This is a genomic window from Xanthomarina sp. GH4-25 (genome assembly GCF_045363175.1).
Lineage (GTDB): Bacteria > Bacteroidota > Bacteroidia > Flavobacteriales > Flavobacteriaceae > Xanthomarina.
In genome coordinates, this window is record NZ_JBJFLO010000002.1 from 299,836 (window position 1) to 321,065 (window position 21,230).

The window sequence follows — 21,230 nt, forward strand, 5'->3', positions numbered from 1 at the left end:
CTATTCTGTTGGGTATAAAAACGAGTCAATTAATTTAAATTTTAACTGTTCGTCTTCAGTAATTTCATAAGCAATAAACAACTCTCCCCAATATTTGCCATCTGAGAAATTAGCAATAATCCATTTATGATTTAACAAACGAATCGAGTTAATCAACATTTTACCACCTGTCATAGACGCATAAGGAATAAGTGGATGCTCCTCTCCTTTTAAAGCATTTAACTCGTACAATTCATCTTTTATAAAAGGAATCAATTCTGTAACATTATAACCACGCTCTTCAAAATAAGAAAGAGCAGCTTCGGTTTGATCTAATTTAAATTCAGATAAGGTTAATACCTGATCCCTTAAATTTGAAATAGTGTCCTGGTATATTAGATATTTCTCTTGACTTCTTTCATATTTATCATCGTAAGATTCTATAATATTTTTTGAATTTACATATTGAAAAACAACAAGTAAAAGCGCGAAAATAAATAGATACATAAAAATTCTATTCTTCATTATATGGTAATTTGTAAGTTATCGTAAGCCAAAAAAACGTTTTCTGGCAATTTTTGTTGTACTTCGTCATGAAAACCTAATAAATGACTAATATGTGTTAAATAAGCTTTCTTAGGATTTACTTTGTTTATAAAACACAAGGCTTCTTCTAAATTGAAATGTGAAATATGAGGTGTCTCTCTCAACGCATTAATCACCAAAACATCTAAATCTTTAAGTTTTTCTATCTCGGCATCTTCAATAGTTTTCATATCAGTTAAATAAGCAAATTTAGAAAATCTAAATCCAAAAACTTGCAAGTTATAATGTAAACCATCAATTGGTACAACGTTTAAATTAGCAAGTTTAAAAGGCTTGTTTTGTATTTCATTTATCGAAACACTAGGAGCTCCTGGATACTTGTTTTCAATTTCAAAAATGTAATCAAAACGTTTCTTAAGTTCACCTATAACTCGTTTATGTGCATAAATAGGAATATCTCCTTGTCGAAAAAAATAAGGTCTAATATCATCCAAACCTGCAGTGTGGTCTGCATGCTCGTGTGTAAATAAAATACCATCCAGTTTGGTGCAAGCAACTTTTAACATTTGTTGTCTAAAATCTGGACCACAATCTATAACATAAGCAAAATTATCCCATTCAATTAAAACAGAAACTCGCAATCTTTTATCTTTAAAATTTGTACTTAAACACACAGGATGAGAACTACCAATAACTGGTATTCCTTGAGATGTACCTGTGCCTAAAAATGTAATTTTCAATGAGATTTATTTTAAAACAAAAATAAGGTTATTTTTTTGTTTAACATGGTAATTTAATACCTTTGTGATTAAGAATTAATCCCAATTTACAATGGAAATTAGCTTAAAAGGAGACAAAGAGTTTGATGAAATTCCTTCATTAAAAACCAAGGCACTTCGTATAAATTTAAATGAAAATATTTACGGAACATTTGCTGAAATTGGTGCAGGTCAAGAAACTGTAAGACAGTTTTTTAGAGCTGGTGGTGCTTCTGGAACTATTGCAAAAGCCATGTCTGCTTATGATAAAGATTTTAGTGATGCTATTTATGGTATTGAGGATGATGGCCGTTATGTTACTGAAGCCCGACTTCGTAAAATGTTAGATCACGAAATTAGTCTTATTGAAAGAAGACTAACTAGAGATAAACATCCAAATAAATTATTCTTTTCATTTGCTAATACAGTAACAACTATTGATTTTGCTAAAAAATATAAAGGTCATGGTTGGGTTGGAATTAGATACCAAATTGATGCAGATCAAGATTACAATGAAATTACTTTACACCTACGATTTAAAGAGAATGATGCTAGATTACAACAAGAAACCTTAGGGGTTTTAGGAACTAATTTAATGTATGGCGCTTTTTATAAATATAATGAGCCTAAAAAATTACTTCGATACTTGTATGATCATTTAGATAAAGATCAATTAGAAATAGACACCATTAACTTTGCAGGTCCTGTCTTTGAAGATGTAGACAACCGATTAATGAGTCTGCAATTGGTTAAAAATGGCATGACAGATGCCGTTATGTTTGCCCCAGATGGCAATAACGTATTACCTGCAAGAGTCCTTTATAAAAAGAACATCTTAGCTCTTAGAGGTAGTTTTAGACCTGTAACTAAAGTTAATATAGACATGTTCGAAAAGTCTTACGACATGTTTATTAAAGAGAATAAGGTTGATATAGATAAAACTCAGGTTGTTTTCGAAATCACCCTTTCAAATTTAAGAGCTGAGGGCGAAATTGATGAGCAAGATTTTATGGATCGAGCTAAACTTTTGTGTTCTTTGGGTCATACAGTCTTGATTTCTAACTTTCAAGAATACTATAAATTAGTTGAATACTTTTCTCAGTATACTAAAAGTCGTATGGGACTTGCCATGGGAGTTAATAACTTGGTAGATATATTCGATGAAAAATATTATCGTCATTTAAGTGGAGGAATATTAGAAGCTTTTGGTAAACTATTCTTTAAAGATTTACGTGTGTACTTATATCCAATGCAAAATGATGATGGTACCTTAACAAATAGCGAAAACCTTAAAGTACATCCAAGAATGAAAGAATTATATAAATTCTTTAAATACAATGGAAAAGTAATCGATATTACAGATTATGATTCAAGCATCTTAACGGTGTTTTCAAGAACTGTATTAAAAATGATTGCAGATGGTAATGAAGGTTGGGAAACGATGCTTCCAGAAGGAGTTTCTAAATTAATAAAAGAGAAAAGTTTATTTGGTTGCGAAACTGAAGAAGTTTTTAGAGATGAATAATTAGAGAAATAAAAAAAGCGACCACAAATGTTCGCTTTTTTTTATTTCAAGATTTGGTCTGTATGAGTTTTTGTTTTGACTTTTAAAATAACATCTTCAATTATGCCTTTTTCGTCAATAACAAACGTTGTTCTATGTATGCCATCATACTCTCTACCCATAAACTTTTTTGGTCCCCAAACACCAAAGGCCTCAATTACCTTTTTATCTTCATCTGCAAGTAAAGGGTACGGAAATTTAAATTTATTTCTAAAATTACTTTGTCTTTTCTCACTATCTGCACTTACTCCTAAGATCTCAAAGCCTAATTTTTGAAATCTAGAATAGTTATCACTCAAATTACATGCTTCTGCAGTGCAACCAGGTGTACTAGCTTTAGGATAAAAGAACATAACCAATTTTTTTCCTTTATAATCGGCCAATGAAATGGAATTTCCATCTTGGTCTTTTGCAACAAAATTTGGTGCTTTATCTCCTGGTTTTAAATTTGTCATAGTATCTTTGATTATATTATTATTTTTGTAAAAATACAACATATGACCAAGCAAGAAAAGGTAGAATTCGTTATTAAAACGTTAAAGGAGCTTTACCCTACAATTCCTGTTCCATTAGATCATAAAGATCCATATACCTTGCTGATTGCTGTTTTAATGTCTGCTCAAAGTACAGATGTTCGAGTCAATAAGATAACACCACTGTTATTTGCAAAAGCAGATAACCCATACGATATGGTGAAGCTTTCTGTAGACGAAATTAGAGATATCATTAAACCAGTTGGCTTGTCTCCAATGAAAAGTAAAGGTATTCATGGATTATCTAAAATATTAATAGAGAAACACAACGGTCAAGTGCCAAAAACTTATGAAGACTTAGAAGAATTACCAGCCGTTGGACATAAAACAGCAGCAGTTGTCTTATCTCAAGCTTTTGGTATACCAGCTTTTCCTGTAGACACACATATCCATAGACTAATGTATCGTTGGGGGTTTACAAATGGAAAAAACGTGGTACAAACTGAAAAAGATGCCAAACGTTTGTTCCCAAAAGAATTATGGAACGACCTACATCTTCAAATTATTTGGTATGGTCGCCAATATTCACCTGCAAGAGGTTGGGATTTAGAAAAGGATATTATTACTAAAACAATTGGAAGAAAAAGTGTAATACATAACTATATTAAAACAAAAAAGTCCTAACGACTAATTAGGACTTTTTCAAAGTTTAGTTGAGAAGCGCTTCAAACTTCATCTTATTACAATTTATAACACTTAAAGCCTTAGAATAATCAAGAAGAAATTTAATTGTTTCCTCTTTGGGGTTCAAATTAATTTGCTTTTGGGGATTTTTTTGAGAGTAAAGTTTTGCCATTTAATATTTTTATATGGGTTATTTTACCTTAATAACGAAGCAAATAAATTTTTATTGTTTAATTGGTTAAAATAATATTATGTTTATCAATAATTTTTCTCATATTAATTAATGCATAGCGCATTCTTCCTAATGCTGTATTGATGCTTACGCCAGTTTTATCTGAAATTTCTTTAAAGCTCATGTCATTATACATACGCATCACTAACACTTCTTTTTGATCTTCAGGTAATTCTTCAATAATTTTTCTAACATCAGATTCTACCTGGCTTTTAATTATACGTTTTTCAGCATCCAATGTACTATCACTCAATACTGAAAAAATATTAAAATCGCCAGTATTACTAAATTTAGGCATGCGACTGTTTTTTCTAAAATGATCTATGACTAAATTATGTGCAATACGCATTACCCAAGGTAGAAATTTACCTTCTTCGTTATATTTTCTCTTTTTTAAAGTTTTTATAACTTTAATAAACGTGTCTTGAAAAATATCTTCAGAAACATCTCTGTCAAATACTTTTGAATAAATAAAACTGTAAATACGTTGTTTATGCCTTGTGATGAGTGTTTCTAAAGCAGATTCATCACCATTAATGTAATTACTTACTAATGTAGCGTCTGTGATAAGTTCGTTTTGCATAATCATTACTTTTTAACATAAAGTGACCTCTATGCTTGGGGTTTAAAAAATTTTAAAAAGTAAAATTATGCTATAGGCTAGACTAGTGATTTTAAGATTAGTAAGTTCCAAATATAATAACATTCTTTTATAAATCGCAAATAAAATATTCTTTTTTATAAAAAAATATTCGACAACATTCTGTTTTTTAGGCTGATTTACTTGTAGTATCTTTGCAGAATTATTGTTGAAACAACTTATGATAGCTAATATTTCTCAAGTAAATCCGAAAGAAAACATTATTATTAAAGGTGCAAGTTTGCACAATTTAAAGCATGTTGATGTTGTAATACCAAGAAATAAATTAGTTGTTATTACAGGGCTTTCTGGTTCTGGAAAATCCAGTTTGGCTTTCGATACACTTTATGCAGAAGGACAGCGTAGATATGTGGAAAGCTTGTCAAGTTATGCACGACAATTCTTGGGCAGATTAAACAAGCCAAAGGTCGAATATATTAAAGGTATCGCTCCTGCTATTGCTATAGAGCAAAAAGTAAATTCTACCAACCCTCGTTCAACCGTTGGAACTTCTACAGAAATTTACGATTATCTAAAGTTATTATTTGCCAGAATTGGAAAAACATATTCTCCAAAATCTGGAAATGAAGTTAAAAAAGATACCGTTTTAGATGTATTGAATTATATAAAAACCTTTAATGAAGGAGAAAAACTCTTGCTCCTTGCTCCTATTCATTTAGAAAGCGGTCGAACCATGGAAGACAAATTAAAGGTGCTTCAGCAACAAGGTTATGCTAGAATTAAAGTTGATAATGACGTTTTAAGAATTGAAGAAGCTACTAATGTTTCTAAAAAAGACAACATTTTTTTAGTGGTTGATAGAATTATCACAAAAAATGAAGAAGATTTTTACAATCGGTTGGCAGATGCTATACAAACATCCTTTTTTGAAGGAAAAGGAGAATGTATTGTAGAAACTTTAAAGGATAGCAAGCAACGTTTTTTTAGTAATAAATTTGAACTAGATGGTATTGATTTTCTAGAACCTAATGTTCATTTGTTTAGTTTTAATAATCCGTATGGCGCATGTCCTAAATGTGAAGGATATGGCGATATTATTGGAATTGACGAAGATTTAGTGATTCCAAACACAGCATTATCCGTTTATGAAAATGCTATTTTTGCTTGGCGTGGTGAAAGTATGAGTTGGTATCGCGATCAATTGGTAAACAATTCACATAAATTCGATTTCCCTATTCACAAACCCTATTTTCAATTAAGCGATGAACATAAACAACTTATTTGGGATGGTAATAAATACTTCGAAGGTTTAAATGCTTTTTTCACAGAATTAGAATCCAAAGCTTACAAAATTCAAAATCGAGTGATGCTTTCTCGTTACAGAGGAAAAACCAAATGTAAAGCTTGTAAAGGCAAACGCTTAAGACCAGAAACTGAATACATAAAAATTGGTGGTGCAACTATAACAGATTTAGTGGATTTGCCATTAAGCAAACTAACACCTTTCTTTAAACAGTTAAAGTTAAACGAATATGATTCAAAAATTGCTAAACGTTTGCTTAAAGAAATTAATAATCGCTTATTGTTTTTAGATAATGTGGGTTTAAACTACCTGACTTTAAACAGAAAATCGAATACATTATCTGGTGGTGAAAGTCAACGAATAAACTTAGCAACTTCTCTTGGTAGCAGTTTAGTAGGATCCATGTATATTCTGGATGAACCAAGCATTGGTCTGCATCCAAAAGATACTGAAAGGTTAATTGGTGTACTAAAATCGCTTCGAGATTTAGGTAATACGGTAATAGTGGTAGAACATGATGAAGATATCATGAAAGAAGCCGATGAAATCATCGATATTGGCCCAGAAGCAGGAACCTTTGGTGGACATGTGGTTGCCACTGGAACATTTAAGGATATACTGGCTTCAAATTCTTTAACGGCTAAATATTTAAATGGTTCTCTAGAAATTGAGGTTCCTAAAAAACGTAGAACTTCTAAATATCATGTGGATGTTCTTGGGGCCAGAGAAAATAATCTGAAGAACATTGATGTAACTATTCCACTTGGTATGCTAACCGTTATTACTGGTGTATCCGGAAGTGGAAAAAGTACACTGGTAAAGAAAATTCTCTATCCTGCACTTCAAAAAAGGCTTACAGATTTTGGTGATAAACCAGGACAATTTTCAGAATTAACTGGTAATTTCAGTAATATAAAACAGATTGAGTTTGTCGATCAAAACCCAATAGGACGTTCATCTCGTTCTAATCCTGTAACTTACATCAAAGCTTACGATGATATTCGTGCTCTATATTCAAATCAGAAATTAAGTAAGATTAGAAATTATCAAGCCAAACATTTTTCGTTTAATGTGGATGGTGGACGTTGTGAAACTTGTAAAGGTGAAGGCGAAGTGACTATAGAGATGCAATTTATGGCAGATGTGCATCTAACTTGTGAAACTTGTAATGGCAAACGTTTTAAAAAAGAAGTTTTAGAAGTTGCTTTTCATGAAAAATCTATTGACGATATTTTAAATCTAACGATTGATGAAGCCATTGATTTTTTTGAAACCCATGAACAGACAAAAATTAAAACTAAACTACAACCGCTTCAAGATGTTGGTTTGGGGTATGTTACTTTAGGGCAAAGCTCTTCTACCCTCTCTGGTGGTGAAGCGCAGCGTATTAAATTAGCTTCGTTTTTAGGAAAAGGAAGTAAAAGTGATAATGCCTTATTTATTTTCGATGAGCCCACTACAGGTTTACACTTTCACGATATTCAAAAACTCTTAAAGTCCTTCAATGCTTTAATAGAAAAAGGACATTCTATACTTGTAGTAGAACACAATTTAGAGTTGATTAAATGTGCCGACCACATTATAGATCTAGGTCCAGAAGGTGGCGAAAATGGTGGTTATTTAGTGGCTTCTGGAACACCTGAAGAAATTGTAGGAAACAAAGATTCAATTACTGGAAAATATTTAAAAGAAAAACTTTAATTTTTCTGGTTTCTAATAATACATAAACGTTACTAACCCTACAATAATTGCTGCAAAAGGTAATACCATCATCAAAAAGGTAAAAGACACCACACTACATTTAAAAAAACTTACAAACCAACCTTGTTGATAAAAACGTCTTAAAGCAACATATAGATAGAAAAACGAAGACCAAATAATAAGCCAATCTATCCAGTCTGGAATATCCAAAATAAAGTTGACTCCTATAATGATGCTAAACAACATAAATAGGAAGGAGAAAAAGTAAAAACTAAATACCAGATGATGTGCAAATGTACCACGTCTCCAATAAAAGATTTTTAAAAGCAATGCGAAAATTGGCAACAAGATAAACATAGCTAAAGGGATACTATCGTAAAAAGCACCTAACAAACTGCCTCCATCACGTTTTTTATAGAATTTAAGCATTTGAGCATACAAGCGTCGTTTAAAAGAACCTGCATCTTCCTCTAAACCCATAGCCTTATAAATTTCTTGATCTGTTGCTCCTGTTTCAATTAAAGAGTCCACTTTCTTTTCATCAAAATCAAAACTTAAATCTTTAGAATTAGAACTCAAGTCGTTTTTAAGCACTGAGTCTAAAACTTTTAATTCAGCTTCATCCATACCAATTACTTTCTGTTTATCTTTTAATGGCTTTAGTAAATTCTCAATATCTAAAGAATCCATTTCAGGCTTCATAATTATTGAATCATTTAAAAGAGGTTTATCAAATGTTTTCTTTAATTCCTTATCTAATTTTTCAGTTTGAGGACGAACTAAAATAGTGAATAAAAAGAAAAATATGACAGATATAAACAAATACATCTGAGCTGGATGTAAATATAATAGGCGTTTACCTTCAATAAATTTACTAGCTAAATAACCTGGTTTAATTAATAAAGGAATAAAACTCTTAAAAAAACGCGCATCAAAAGAAAAATAATTACTTATGGTGTTATAAAATAACACACCAATGGTTAATTCATCTTTAGATTTTTGCCCACAATGAGGACAAAATGAAAAATCTTCTTCAAAAGATTGTTCGCAATTTTTACAAGTAATTTGGTTGGTTGACATTTTTTAAAAATTGGTTTTATAAATGTAAAAAAAAATTATTCAGAGTCTTTTACTTCCTTTTTTAAATGATCTAAATATAAAATACCATTTAAATGATCGATTTCATGTTGGAAAATAACCGATGTAAACCCTTCAACAGTTTCCGTTTTATGTATATTCTCCATGGTATCATATTCAATTTCGATGGAATAAGAACGATTATATAATGTTTCTGACCTATTTGGAATTGATAAACAACCTTCGGTATATGTTTGTTTTTGTTCTGAATACTCAATTATTTTTGGATTTAAATAAACCTCAAAAGGAAACTCCTCTTTATCAAATCTCTGTACCAAAATAATATTTTTTAAAATGCCTACTTGTGGTGCTGCAATTCCTACACCCAAAGACATACTATCTCTAACGGTTCTATACAATCTTTTTACAAAATTTTGAAGCACAAGATCGTTTGGATTAGCCTTAACAGAAGTGCTTCTTGTTCTTAATAATAATGAATCTGATTTCGAGTTAATTTTAAACACACGCATAGGAATGGCGCTATCTGCTTGCATGATGAGGGCTATTTCACTTTTTGAAAAAGATGTTTTTACAACTGATTTGTCACTTACATTCTTTGTACTTGAACAAGCACTTATTGCTAGACATAAGATACATGCCACAATATATTTAAAACCAATCTTCATTTATTCGCTTTTTATTATGTATTCATCTTTTATTTCAAAAAACATTTCATTCCCTTCTTTGGTTCCTCTTTTATAGATTTTACCATCAATTAATAATACCTCCCCATATAGACCATTTTTTATGCTTGAATCTACGCCAAATATTTTTTGGTTGTAAAGCTGCACAACTTCTTCGTTTGAACAGTGTCCAACAATTATATGTTCTGAATCTGCTTGTCTTAATATAGCTGTAATCTCAGAATCTGTGAGGTTATCATTAAAATAACCACGATACCAAATAGGCCCCTTAGATCTATAATAATCTTCATAAAATGACGTCGCTTTTAATTGCTCTTTAGAAATATCGATGGATTCTCTCATGAGTTTATTAACGTTTTCAATATTATAACCCAAGTCTAAGAAAGTTTTGGATAAACCTCCATGAACATAGGTATCTTTATTAATTTTAAGAACTGTAGGTTTAGATCTTAACCATCTTCCTAAAACGGTTTGGTTACTAAATAAATCTGTATAATTCGTTTCAAGCAATTGAGATGTTAGTTGATATTTTTTATGAATATACCTTAAATCTTTATGCAAGACCATATATTCATGATTCCCTAAAAGCACATGTACTTTACCACCACTTTTTTCTGCTTGTTTTTCTAAATGATACAAAAACCAGAGTGTTTCAGTTACTTTTGGACCACGATCGAAAATATCACCGACAATGACCAAATGGCCATTGTTTAGATTCCAATTTAAATCGTTGGTAATAACATGATTGTTTTTTAAAATTTCTATGGCTAAATCAAATTGACCATGAATATCACTTAGTGCTACGATTCTAGAATTGGTTTTAAAAACAGATGATTCTGAAATAAACTCTGTTTGAAAAGCATTCAATGGCAGTTCTTTTACTTGTACTTTTCCATCGACAATTCTTTTGTCAATCAATTTATCAGATTCTATAAACACATAAGGTCCATCGTTAATATTAAGTGTGTCTTCAAGTTTCTCGGTTTCATTTTCTAAAACGGAACCCTTTAAATTTTGCGATAGAGAACTTAAAGACAGTAAAAAACAAATTAATAAAAACGTTGTTGCTTTTGAAGTGAAATTCATTGTAAAATCTATTAATAATTTATGAGTGTACTAATTTAATCATTATTTTTTGAGTAATATCAAAAGTAATGTATTAGTAACCAGAACAAAATAGCAGTTTTTATACTTCTTATTTTCAGATAATTAGGTCAAACACTCGGTTGCAAAATTATTTTTGGCATGTTGTTTGTTTTATACTTAGCAAGTTTCATTTAAATCAAACAATTATGAAAAAAAATCTATTATTAATAACAGTATTGATCCTTGGAGGATTATCTGTTAGTGCTACAACTACCAACAAACCAAGCCACGTTGATAATGCAACAACTTTGAGGGGTTACGGTAATTCTTTCATATTTGTTGAAAATGGCGTAGAATTTTCCATTTTTCCAGATGGTCAATTCGATTTTTATATGCCATCTTATGGACCTAACGTAAACGTGTCTGCACCAGGAATTAGCATCAGTTTTAATTCTGGTTATGATTATAATCCGTTTTTACAATACGATGAGTTTGGTGCCATTATTCAAGTGGAGCATGTGCCAGTTTATTACGATTATTATGGGCGCGTAAGTCAAATTGGTAACGTATTTATAAACTATAATAGTTTTGGTTATGTAACACGTATTGGAGGTCTTTATATTCATTACAACCCATATAGACGATATTCTCATTATACGGGATTCATCAATGCTTATAATCCGTATTATGTTTATAGACCTTGGCATACTTACTATAGAGTTCCTGCCTATAACCATTGTGTGGTTTATAACAAACCTTACAGAAAATATTATAAACCTGTAAGATATACATATGCCAAACCTTATGCTAATAATTACAGACGTACAACTGCTGTTGCAAGTAGAAGAGGTACGACAGTAACTAGACGAAGTGAGTTAGCTACAAGACCTACTAAGTCAAATAATATCTCTAGACAAGATGTAAGACGAGATGTAGGGACTGTAAAACCAAGAACTAGAAATCAGGTAGCTACTAAACCTAATAGATCTGAGAATATCTACAGATCACGTGAAAGTTCAAAAATGAACACGTCTAGAGTAAATAGTCGAGAAAATACTAAATCTAGAAAAAGTACGACAGTTAAGTCTAGTCCTGTTGCTACTAAACTTAGAATGCAAACTAGAGACCATAGTAAAACAAGAGTTGTAAAAAATAATGCTCCTGAAAGAAAACCAAAGACTTTAAATAATCGTACATATAATAAGAGTAACAACAGACAAGTTGCTTCAAACACAAGAAACAAAAGATAATTAGATTTTGGTTGGTTAGTTGGAAAGTCCTGCAAGTAGTTTGCCTCAAAGCAACGTTGTGGGATTTTCCTTTTTATACTTATTTACTTACGACTTCTTCTAAAGATTTTATTAATCAACGATGAAATATCATCCGACAGATTAAGAGTATAAACCAAAACGCCATAACTTAAAGAAATCAAGATACTTTTAAGAGCAATATTTATTATTGGATGAAATGGAAAATCCCAAAAATAGAACACCCCTAAACTCACCAATAAAAGCACAATAACCTTTACGGTATTAGCTGAAAATGGCAACATTTTAAATTTACTATATACAAAAGCTATTTTTGAAATATTATAAATAAGAATTGCAATAAACGTAGCAAAAGCAGCTCCGTTAATTCCGTATAATGGAATAAAAATAATATTTAAAACCACAGTTAAAGCAGCTAGAAAAACTCCTAAAACCAAGACCATTCTATAATAATCACTATTAAAAAGTATGGCATTATTATTCCCTAGTAAACTATCTAAAAGTTTCGTAACACCTATAATAAACACGACGATTAAGCCATCGACATAATTTTCGTTAATAAGTTTATAAAGTTCATTGATGTTTAAAATAATTAACAGAAAAATAAATCCACTAATAATAAATAAGGTTAACGAACTTTTTTGATATAGTATTTTTAAATCTACTTTATTTTTTTCGTTTAAAAGTTTAGCTGTTAAAGGATTTACAATTTGATACATGGATCGATACGGAACACCAATAACTGTTGCTATATAAATGGCTACTCCATAATAAGCAACATTCTCAATAGCTTCATAACGATTAATCATAAACTTATCGATCTCTAAAATAACATTAGCAACAGATCCTGCAACAATTATTAAAGTGGTGTATTTTAAAACAGCAGAAAGGTTCGGAATTCTTTCAAATTTTAACTTTGGAAAACGTAAACTGAACGCATAAAGTTTCATAATTAGCATTCGTAAAATATAAACACCAACAATACTGTATATAAATTGATTGATGGTAAGATAGCCAGCATAAAGAATTAAAAGCAAAATAGTAATGCACAATCGGTGGAATACCTCTTTCATGAAGTTACCAAAGACCGTTTGCATTTGCACTTTAGACCAAGCGTAAAACACTTCAAAATAGGCAAAAGCGACAGCAGATATATAAATTAGCCAAACATAATCGATAACAATTATATTGTCTCCAGCTAACCAGGTACTAATAAAGTCAAAAGCTAAACACCCTATTAAACCCATAGGAATAATAACCAATAAAGGCAAAAACAACATCAAAGTTAAAAAGCTGTTCTGTGATTGTTTCGATTTGAAAGATGAATAAAACTTCACGATTGTATTATGAACCCCAAAAGCCATTAAAGGCATCATAATATTGGCTGTTGAAAATAAATAACTTACCAATCCAAAATACTCATCACTTAAAAAAGAGGTGTATAAAAACAGGACATTAATTGCTCCTATACCAAAACCTAGATAGGTAATAACCGTATTCTTAATAGATTGATTGACTACAACTCCCATAAAATCAATTTAGATAAAGTTTCAGTTAAAGTCTTTCTATTATATTTTTGCAATCCAATGGCATGAGATTGCAAACTTCCATCTTGATAAGCTTTATAAAAGTTTAAAAGTGTGTTTTTTATAGCATCATGATCTTGATAGTTAAAGTAAGACCCCGTATTCGTTTCTTTTATAACATTTTCAATATCCGATGCTTGTGGACCAATGGCTAAAATAGGTCTATTAGAAACCATATATTCAAACAGTTTTCCAGGAATAATACATTTAGTTTCTTCGGAATCTATTTCGATTAACAATAAGACTTGAGATTTTCTTTGAAACTCAATAGCCTTATTATGTGTAACATAACTATGATTATTTATATAATTACTTAATCTATTATTTTTCAATGAATCTAACACCTCTTCACTTACCGATCCTATAAAATGAAGTTCAAAATCTTTTGCAAAATCTGCATGTTCTGCAACGAGTTCTTTTAGAACTTGCCAAAGAACCTCTGGGTTTCGTTTAGACAATAACGATCCAATATGCGCTATTGTAAATTTCTTATCTAATGGAGGAGTTCCTACCGAATTTCTATCATAACCATTTGTTATTACCGAAATGGGTTTATTGGTTATATTAGAAAACTCTTTCTTAGTAACCTGGCTTGTAACAATTACTTGATCTGCCGATTGAAGCACTTTTTTTTCTAAGTTTTTATGCTTTTGTTTTGCAAATTTAGTCAGTTTTAATTGTTTATGATACCCAATAGTTGTCCAAGGATCTCTAAAATCTGCAATCCACCTCACTCCTGCTCTTTTTTGTAATTCCATTCCAATAAGATGCAAACTATGTGGTGGACCTGTTGTAATAATGGTTTTAATATTATAATCATTAATATAAGTGTCTAAATATTGGACAGATGGTCTTATCCAGCTTTTTCTAGCATCAGGAATAAAAAAATTACCTCTTACAAAGAGCATTAATTTTTCAATGGGTGTTTGTTGCTTTTTTTTCGGAATAATACCTTTACTAATAGTTTGAGATTTGCTCTTCGATAAAAATCCAGCAAACTTATAAGGTTCTTTTATAGGTTGCTTTATAATTGTTATGTCTTCTGAAACATCTTCTAAAAGTGTGTCATCAATAATTGGATAGCTTGGGTTTGATGGCACATAAACAATAGGTTCAACCCCAAATTCAGGTAAATATTTTACAAATTTCAACCAACGTTGCACGCCTGGACCTCCAGCTGGTGGCCAATAATAAGCAATTATAAGAACCTTGGTTTTAGTCATTTTTACTATTGTAAAGTCATAAAAAGGCTAATCTTTATTTTTTTTCTTAAAATTATAAAACAATCCTCCTAGAAGGAGTAAAACAAAAACGACAGAACTAGCTAGTGCAATATTGCTACCCGTTGTTATGACTTGTGGTTCAAATTTAAATTCTATATCGTGTTTACCTGCTGGCACATTCATACCACGCAATAAATAATCAACACGGGAATGTGGTGTTAATTTACCATCTATATATGCGTTCCACCCATCTTTATAATATATTTCAGAAAAAACTGCAAAACCATCCACTGCACTTAATGATTTGTATTTTATATAATTAGGCTCGTATATTTCTACTGTGATACTTGCAGTAGTATCTATCATAATATCTTCTTTCAAATAAGAAGCATATTCGTCATCAGCCATCATAACTGCTACTCTTTTGGTATTTAAAGTATCAAGAACTAAAATTTCCTCATTAGCAGAATTCACCAGTTTTATGTTTTCTATAAACCAAGCATTTCCATTAGCATCTGGATTGGTATAAGGAAACGGGTTTCCTTCTTCATCTTCAGCGATAATGTATTTGGTATTCAACATATTTAACACATTGATGTTATTTTTAGAAATATAAAAATCAAATAACTCATCATAGCGTTTTAACTTGGCAGCATGGTAACCTGTTAATGAATTATAAAAGTAGGATGCTTTGGCTGGAGCTCTTGAAACTAAATCGAAAACCCTAAAGTGCTCTGGGTCTTTCATAATGGCTTTGTCAACTTCTGTTGCTTGATAAGGTTTGCTCATTCTAATAGATGGCACAAAATCGTCGTTATTAACATAGCGTCTATCGACTCCAACTAAATCGATCAAGATTAAAATAGCAAAAGCCATAATCACTTTGGTTTCTGAAAGTTTCTTTTTCAAAAACACATAGATTATTCCAGCAGATAATAGCACTAACACTAGAGTTCTTAATGTATCTTGTGTGAAGAATGCCTTTCTATCAGCGATAAGTGCATCCATAAATTGCTGCCCGTAATTCTGACGGTAATAACCATCACTACCACCAACAAAATTGAAAAATGACGATTTAAACAAAAGAAAGATAACTGCTAAACCAGCTGTTATAATTACTGTAAATTTTAATGCTTTAAGCTTTTCTTCGTCTTTATGAAAATTATTAAACAACCTTACTAGTCCGAAAATTGCTAAAATAGGGATACACAATTCTAAAAGTACCTGTATAGAGCTTACTGCACGAAACTTATTGTAAAGTGGTACATAATCTATAAAAAAGTCTGTTATAAATTTAAATGGCTGACTGTCTCCATAAGATAAAATGAGTGATAATAAACTACCTCCAACAAGCCACCATTTTAAGCGACCTTTCACTAAAAACAAGGCAAAAACAAACAAGAAAATAACAACAGCTCCTATATAAGCTGGCGCTTCAACTATGGTTTGTTTTCCCCAATAAGTAGGTGTTTGTTTAGTGTATTCTCTTGCTTCTAAAGGAGGAACTCCTTGTTTTAAAAAGAATTGATACGATTCAGAATCCTTCCCAACATCTTCATGACTTCCACCTCCTAAAAATCTAGGAATATATAGGTTAAAAGTTTCAAGAATGCCATAGCTATATTCAGTTATATAATCTCTATCTAGGCCAGTTGTAATTTCTTTTGGTGAACCATCCGGATGGATAGTTAATTCACTTTGACCACGTGTACTTTCTTTAGCGTATTCTTGAGTTGCTAAAATATTTGTAGCATTTAATCCAATTGCTAAAATTACAGCTAAAACCAAAATTCCTACAGCCTTAAAATAATGAGGTATTTCTTGTTTTTTATAAGCATCTACTAAGTAAGCAATTCCTAGAATTAATACTAAAAGAAACAAATAATAAGTCATTTGAAAGTGATTCGTAACCAACTCCAAAGCCATGGCAATTGTTGTTAACAGGAACCCAAAAATATAACGCTTTCTAAAAGTTAATAAAATACCACTTAAAACCAATGGCATATAGGCAATAGCATGAGCTTTAGCATTATGTCCTACACCAAGTATAATAATAAGGTAGGTTGAAAAACCAAATGCAAGTGCACCAAGAGCTGCAAGTTTAAAGTCGACTTTTAAAACTAATAATAAGATGTAAAAGCCTAAGAAATATAAGAAAAGATAATCGGCTGGCCTTGGTAAAAATCGAAGTGTTAAATCGAGTTTTTTTATAAAGTTGTTAGGGTAATGTGCCCCTAATTGATACGTTGGCATACCTCCAAAAGCACTATTTGTCCAATAGGTTTCCTCTCCTGTTGTTTGTTTAAAGTCTGTTTGTTGCTTAGACATGCCAATATAATGAACAATATCACTTTGATATATGGCTTTTCCTTTTAAAACAGGACTAAAATATGCTAATGAAATAAATACAAATCCTAATAATACAAGGATGTGAGGTAGAAATTTTTTAAATGAAATTGGCATGAAGTAAAGTTATACAATGAAAGCGAAAATTAATCAATTTCTTCGTAATCTACATATTCTCCTACCTTTTTATTTGAAGTTGGTTGTTGGGGTACTTTATCTATAGTGATTTCACCTTCTTTATTTTTTTCTTGTTTTGGCTGTTGGTATTGCCCAAATTGACCACCAAAACGCTCTTCGGCTTTTTTGGCAACATATTTCATTAAAAAAGGGGCAAAAATTCTAGAGAGTATTTTAATTCCGTAATAAATTAATAATATAATTAAAATAACTCTTAAAACGCCTGTTATAGATGCATACTGTAGCATAAATATATTTTTAAACAAAAATACAAATCTCCTTTTTTAAAATCTGAAATAAATACTTAAAAAAAATATAAAATCTATATATTTGATTCAAACTAAACTACATAATATGTTTGCTGCTTAATAGTTTATAATAGGTTAAAATACAATCTATTATCATTTAGAGCTTCAAATCAACAAATTATTTTTACATATGACATCTTTAAAAACTTATGTATTTCTATTCGCTTTTGCCTTTACTTTAAGTGGATATTCGCAATATACCGAAGTTATTAATTCCAATAGACCTGGAGTTTCTCAAAGCGCTTTTTCGGTTGGAACTAATGTTGTTCAATTTGAGGCTGGCCCTTATATGCTAAATGAAACACATGAACTCTTAGACCGAGAAGACAAAAGTTTTGGTGCCGATTTTGCCGTTAGATATGGCTTACTTTGGCCACAACTAGAAATAAATGTTGAAGGTACTTTTCAATCTACAAAAAGAACCTACACAAACACGATTCCAAACGAAGATAAATTCAGTAATTTTAAAACATTAACACTTGGTGCCAAATATTTGGTTTACGATCCTTTTAAAAATGCTGAAGAAGAAAAACCTAATTTATACAGCTGGAAAGCCAATCATAGTTTTAAATGGAAATATTTAATTCCTGCAGTTGCTGTTTATGCAGGCGCAAATTTCGATACAGCCGACAATCCGTTTACAGCTCCTGGAGTTGAAGGCTTTAGTCCAAAAATTATGATATCCACTCAAAACAATTTTTCTGGAGGTTGGGTTTTTGTAATGAATTTTATAAAAGATCGTATTGGTACAGACCAATCTGATTTTTCATTTATTTTAACCTTAACGAAATCTATTGCAGATCAATGGGCTGTTTTTGCAGAATCTGAAAATATAAGTAGTGATTTCTACGCTGATAATTTAATTCGTTTTGGTGGAGCTTACTTATGGACTAGAAACTTTCAAGTAGATGTGGCAGCTACATTTAACACCAAAGACACTCCCTCGGTATTTGGTGTTAATTTGGGAGCGTCTTATCGCTTAGATTTTCATAAAGATAAAGAAGAAGACGATGGCACTTCGGCAGAAGATGAACTTGAAAGAAGAGAAAATAAAGCACGTGGAGAAAAGAAAAACAAACGAAAGAAAGAAGAAATAGATTTTGATTCAGATAATTAATTTGATGTTTTTACACCTATGATAACACTTAAAGAAGTTAAAAATAAAAAGGAGCTAAAAGCATTTGTAACTTTTCCCTTCCAACTATATAAAAATTCTAAATATTGGGTACCTCCTATTATTTCAGATGAAATGGCGACTCTAAGTGCCGACAAAAACCCTGCATTTCTACATGCTGATGCACATTTTTTCTTAGCTTATAAAGACAATAATATTGTTGGTCGTGTGGCTGCAATTATTAATAAAACAGAGATTGAGAAACAAAACGTTAAGAAAATGCGATTTGGTTGGTTTGACACTATAGACGATATAGCTGTTTCAAAAGCCTTATTAGACAAGGTTATTGACATTGGTAAATCTCATAATTTAGAATTTGTTGAAGGTCCTGTTGGTTTTTCTAATCTGGATAAAAATGGAGCTTTAACTTATGGCTTTGATCATATTGGAACTATGGCAACTTGGTACAACCATCCGTATTACATTACGCATTTTGAAGCGCTTGGTTTTTTACCCGAAAAAGAATATATAGAAAGTAAATTTGCTTTTAATACCATTCCTTTAGAACGTTTTACAAGAGTTAATGAAATTATTACCAAGCGTTTTAAGCTTAGACCAAGCAAATTCACTAAAACAAAAGAGGTTGTACCACATATAGATAGTATGTTCGATTTGTTTAATCAATCGTATTCCAAACTTTCTACGTTCGTACCTGTTTCTGATGCACAACGAGATTATTTTAAGCAGAAATTTATCAATTTTATCAATCCAGAGTACATTAAATTTGTATTTGATGAGAACGATAAAATGGTTGCATTTGCCATTGTTCTTCCTTCGTTTTCTGAAGCCTTACAAGAAGCTAATGGCAAATTATTCCCTTTTGGATTTTTAAAACTCCTCAAAGCCAAAAAGAATAGTAAAACTGTCTTGTTCTATTTAATTGGCGTAGAACCACATTACCAGAATAAAGGAGTAACTGCTATTATTTTTAACGAGTTTTATGAAACTTTTACTAACCAAAACATAGAAACCTGTATTCGATTACCTGAATTATCAGATAATTTGGCTTCGCAACAAATTTGGAAAGATTTTGATTGTGAAATTATTAAACGACGAAAGACGTTTAGGAAAGAGTTATAATCAAAAAAATCCAATAGCAAATCACTATTGGATTTTTAATATAAATTGTTTTTAAATTTATTTATCCATGGCAGCTGTTACAGCAGCCGACATTCTTTTATAAGTACCATTGACTAATCTTTCTCTAATAGCATCAAAAGCATCTAGAGTTTCATTAACATCTTCTAGGGTATGTGTAGCAGTAGGTATTAAACGTAATAATATCATGCCTTTAGGAATTACAGGATACACCACAATAGAACAGAAAACACCGTGATTTTCTCTCAAGTCTCTTACCAAAGCCATGGCTTCTGGAATACTACCTTCAAGATATACGGGTGTAACACAACTTTGTGTAGTACCAATATCAAATCCTCTATCTTTTAAACCAGATTGTAAAGCATTGGTGTTTTCCCAAAGTTTATTTTTTAGTTCTGGCATGGTTTTAAGCATTTCTAAACGCTTTAAAGCACCAACAACCAATTGCATTTGCAATGATTTGGCAAACATTTGAGAGCGTAAATTATATTTTAAGAAATCGATTATTTCTTTATCTGCAGCAATAAAAGCTCCTGTACTTGCTAAAGATTTAGCAAACGTTGCAAAATACACATCAATACCATCTTGAACGCCTTGTTCTTCTCCTGCTCCTGCTCCGGTTTTACCTAGAGTTCCAAAGCCATGAGCGTCATCTACAAACAAACGGAAATTAAATTTACTTTTAAGTGCTACTATTTCTTTTAACCGTCCTTGTTCACCACGCATTCCAAACACACCTTCAGAAATTACTAAAATTCCTCCTCCAGTATGTTCAGCCATTTTAGTAGCTCTTTCAAGGTTTTTTTCTAAGCTTTCTACGTCGTTATGCTTATAGGTAAAACGTTTTCCCATATGCAAACGCACGCCATCAATAATACATGCATGTGCATCTACATCGTAAACAATAATATCATCTTTAGCAACCAAGGCATCTATGGTAGAAACCATTCCTTGATAGCCAAAGTTTAATAAATAAGCAGCTTCTTTACTAACAAAATCGGCTAACTCATTTTGTAATTTTTCATGCAATTCTGTGTGCCCAGACATCATACGCGCTCCCATTGGATATGCAGAACCGTATTGAGCAGCTGCTTCAGCATCTACTTTACGAACTTCAGGATGATTGGCTAAACCTAAATAATCATTGATACTCCAGGTAACGACTTCTTTTCCTTGAAATTTCATTCTATTAGAAATTTCGCCTTCCAGTTTTGGAAACACAAAATATCCTTCGGCTTGAGAAGCCCATTTTCCAAGCGGTCCTTTATCTCTATAAATTTTATCGAATAAGTCTTTCATATAAGCTATTAATCGTAGTTGATTGGTGCAAAATTATAGATTT

Annotated in this window: 18 protein-coding genes; 6 read left to right on the forward strand and 12 right to left on the reverse strand. The window is 31.2% G+C overall.

All coding sequences use genetic code 11. The annotated features are described in order from the left end of the window. Entirely contained in the window at positions 1-504 is a 504-nt protein-coding gene (locus ACI5KZ_RS04000; protein ID WP_406846969.1) for a hydrolase, read from the reverse strand. Next, entirely contained in the window at positions 504-1,265 is a 762-nt protein-coding gene (locus ACI5KZ_RS04005) for an MBL fold metallo-hydrolase (protein ID WP_406846970.1), read from the reverse strand. Before ACI5KZ_RS04005 ends, ACI5KZ_RS04000 begins: the two co-directional genes overlap by 1 nt. Positions 1,266-1,356: 91 nt before the next feature. Here ACI5KZ_RS04005 and ACI5KZ_RS04010 point away from each other — a divergent pair, with 91 nt between their 5' ends. Next, positions 1,357-2,808, forward strand: coding sequence for a TonB-dependent receptor (locus tag ACI5KZ_RS04010; protein WP_406846971.1), 1,452 nt, complete (start codon positions 1,357-1,359; stop codon positions 2,806-2,808). 41 nt (positions 2,809-2,849) lie between these two features. On the opposite strand, the gene bcp is transcribed toward ACI5KZ_RS04010, so the two are convergent. Further along, positions 2,850-3,302, reverse strand: a complete 453-nt coding sequence (bcp, locus tag ACI5KZ_RS04015; RefSeq protein WP_406846972.1) for a thioredoxin-dependent thiol peroxidase — start codon at positions 3,300-3,302, stop codon at positions 2,850-2,852. Positions 3,303-3,344: 42 nt separating this feature from the next. Between bcp and nth the strand changes: the two genes are divergently transcribed. Further along, a complete protein-coding gene (gene nth, locus ACI5KZ_RS04020; RefSeq protein WP_406846973.1) occupies positions 3,345-4,004 on the forward strand; it encodes an endonuclease III domain-containing protein in 660 nt (219 codons plus the stop codon). 230 nt (positions 4,005-4,234) lie between these two features. Here the strand turns inward: nth and ACI5KZ_RS04025 are convergent, their stop codons facing one another. After that, on the reverse strand, positions 4,235-4,819 hold the full coding sequence (locus tag ACI5KZ_RS04025; protein WP_109309669.1) for an RNA polymerase sigma factor: 585 nt from the start codon (positions 4,817-4,819) through the stop codon (positions 4,235-4,237). Positions 4,820-5,057: 238 nt separating this feature from the next. On the opposite strand from ACI5KZ_RS04025, the gene uvrA reads away from it, so the two are divergent. Beyond that, a complete protein-coding gene (uvrA, locus tag ACI5KZ_RS04030; RefSeq protein ID WP_406846974.1) occupies positions 5,058-7,841 on the forward strand; it encodes an excinuclease ABC subunit UvrA in 2,784 nt (927 codons plus the stop codon). Between the two features lie 12 nt (positions 7,842-7,853). Here uvrA and ACI5KZ_RS04035 read toward each other — a convergent pair whose 3' ends face one another. The 3 genes from ACI5KZ_RS04035 to ACI5KZ_RS04045 are packed head-to-tail and all read right to left on the reverse strand — an operon-like array spanning position 7,854 to position 10,708. Beyond that, the gene (locus ACI5KZ_RS04035; protein ID WP_109309564.1) at positions 7,854-8,921 is read right to left on the reverse strand and encodes a DUF3667 domain-containing protein; all 1,068 of its coding nucleotides are present in this window, start codon (positions 8,919-8,921) and stop codon (positions 7,854-7,856) included. A gap of 35 nt (positions 8,922-8,956) precedes the next feature. Further along, entirely contained in the window at positions 8,957-9,604 is a 648-nt protein-coding gene (gene def, locus ACI5KZ_RS04040; protein ID WP_406846975.1) for a peptide deformylase, read from the reverse strand. After that, complete coding sequence (locus ACI5KZ_RS04045; RefSeq protein ID WP_406846976.1) at positions 9,605-10,708, reverse strand: metallophosphoesterase; 1,104 nt, start codon at positions 10,706-10,708, stop codon at positions 9,605-9,607. It lies immediately after the preceding gene. A 206-nt stretch (positions 10,709-10,914) separates the two neighbouring features. On the opposite strand from ACI5KZ_RS04045, the gene ACI5KZ_RS04050 reads away from it, so the two are divergent. Then, entirely contained in the window at positions 10,915-11,958 is a 1,044-nt protein-coding gene (locus tag ACI5KZ_RS04050) for a hypothetical protein (RefSeq protein ID WP_406846977.1), read from the forward strand. An 83-nt stretch (positions 11,959-12,041) separates the two neighbouring features. Here the strand turns inward: ACI5KZ_RS04050 and ACI5KZ_RS04055 are convergent, their stop codons facing one another. Genes ACI5KZ_RS04055 through ACI5KZ_RS04070 form a run of 4 tightly spaced genes read right to left on the reverse strand, consistent with a single transcriptional unit; the run spans position 12,042 to position 17,556 of the window. Continuing rightward, complete coding sequence (locus ACI5KZ_RS04055) at positions 12,042-13,505, reverse strand: lipopolysaccharide biosynthesis protein (protein ID WP_406846978.1); 1,464 nt, start codon at positions 13,503-13,505, stop codon at positions 12,042-12,044. Next, positions 13,493-14,785, reverse strand: a complete 1,293-nt coding sequence (locus tag ACI5KZ_RS04060; RefSeq protein WP_406846979.1) for a glycosyltransferase family 4 protein — start codon at positions 14,783-14,785, stop codon at positions 13,493-13,495. Before ACI5KZ_RS04060 ends, ACI5KZ_RS04055 begins: the two co-directional genes overlap by 13 nt. A gap of 27 nt (positions 14,786-14,812) precedes the next feature. After that, positions 14,813-17,248 (reverse strand): YfhO family protein, encoded by a 2,436-nt coding sequence (locus ACI5KZ_RS04065; RefSeq protein ID WP_406846980.1) that lies wholly within the window; start codon positions 17,246-17,248, stop codon positions 14,813-14,815. Positions 17,249-17,277: 29 nt separating this feature from the next. After that, positions 17,278-17,556, reverse strand: a complete 279-nt coding sequence (locus ACI5KZ_RS04070; RefSeq protein WP_109309571.1) for a DUF4834 family protein — start codon at positions 17,554-17,556, stop codon at positions 17,278-17,280. A gap of 190 nt (positions 17,557-17,746) precedes the next feature. On the opposite strand from ACI5KZ_RS04070, the gene ACI5KZ_RS04075 reads away from it, so the two are divergent. Next, positions 17,747-18,733 (forward strand): transporter, encoded by a 987-nt coding sequence (locus tag ACI5KZ_RS04075; RefSeq protein ID WP_406846981.1) that lies wholly within the window; start codon positions 17,747-17,749, stop codon positions 18,731-18,733. 18 nt (positions 18,734-18,751) lie between these two features. Beyond that, complete coding sequence (locus ACI5KZ_RS04080; protein ID WP_109309573.1) at positions 18,752-19,870, forward strand: GTP cyclohydrolase; 1,119 nt, start codon at positions 18,752-18,754, stop codon at positions 19,868-19,870. A gap of 57 nt (positions 19,871-19,927) precedes the next feature. On the opposite strand, the gene ACI5KZ_RS04085 is transcribed toward ACI5KZ_RS04080, so the two are convergent. Further along, on the reverse strand, positions 19,928-21,187 hold the full coding sequence (locus tag ACI5KZ_RS04085; protein WP_109309574.1) for an aminotransferase class I/II-fold pyridoxal phosphate-dependent enzyme: 1,260 nt from the start codon (positions 21,185-21,187) through the stop codon (positions 19,928-19,930). Positions 21,188-21,230 lie beyond the last annotated feature (43 nt).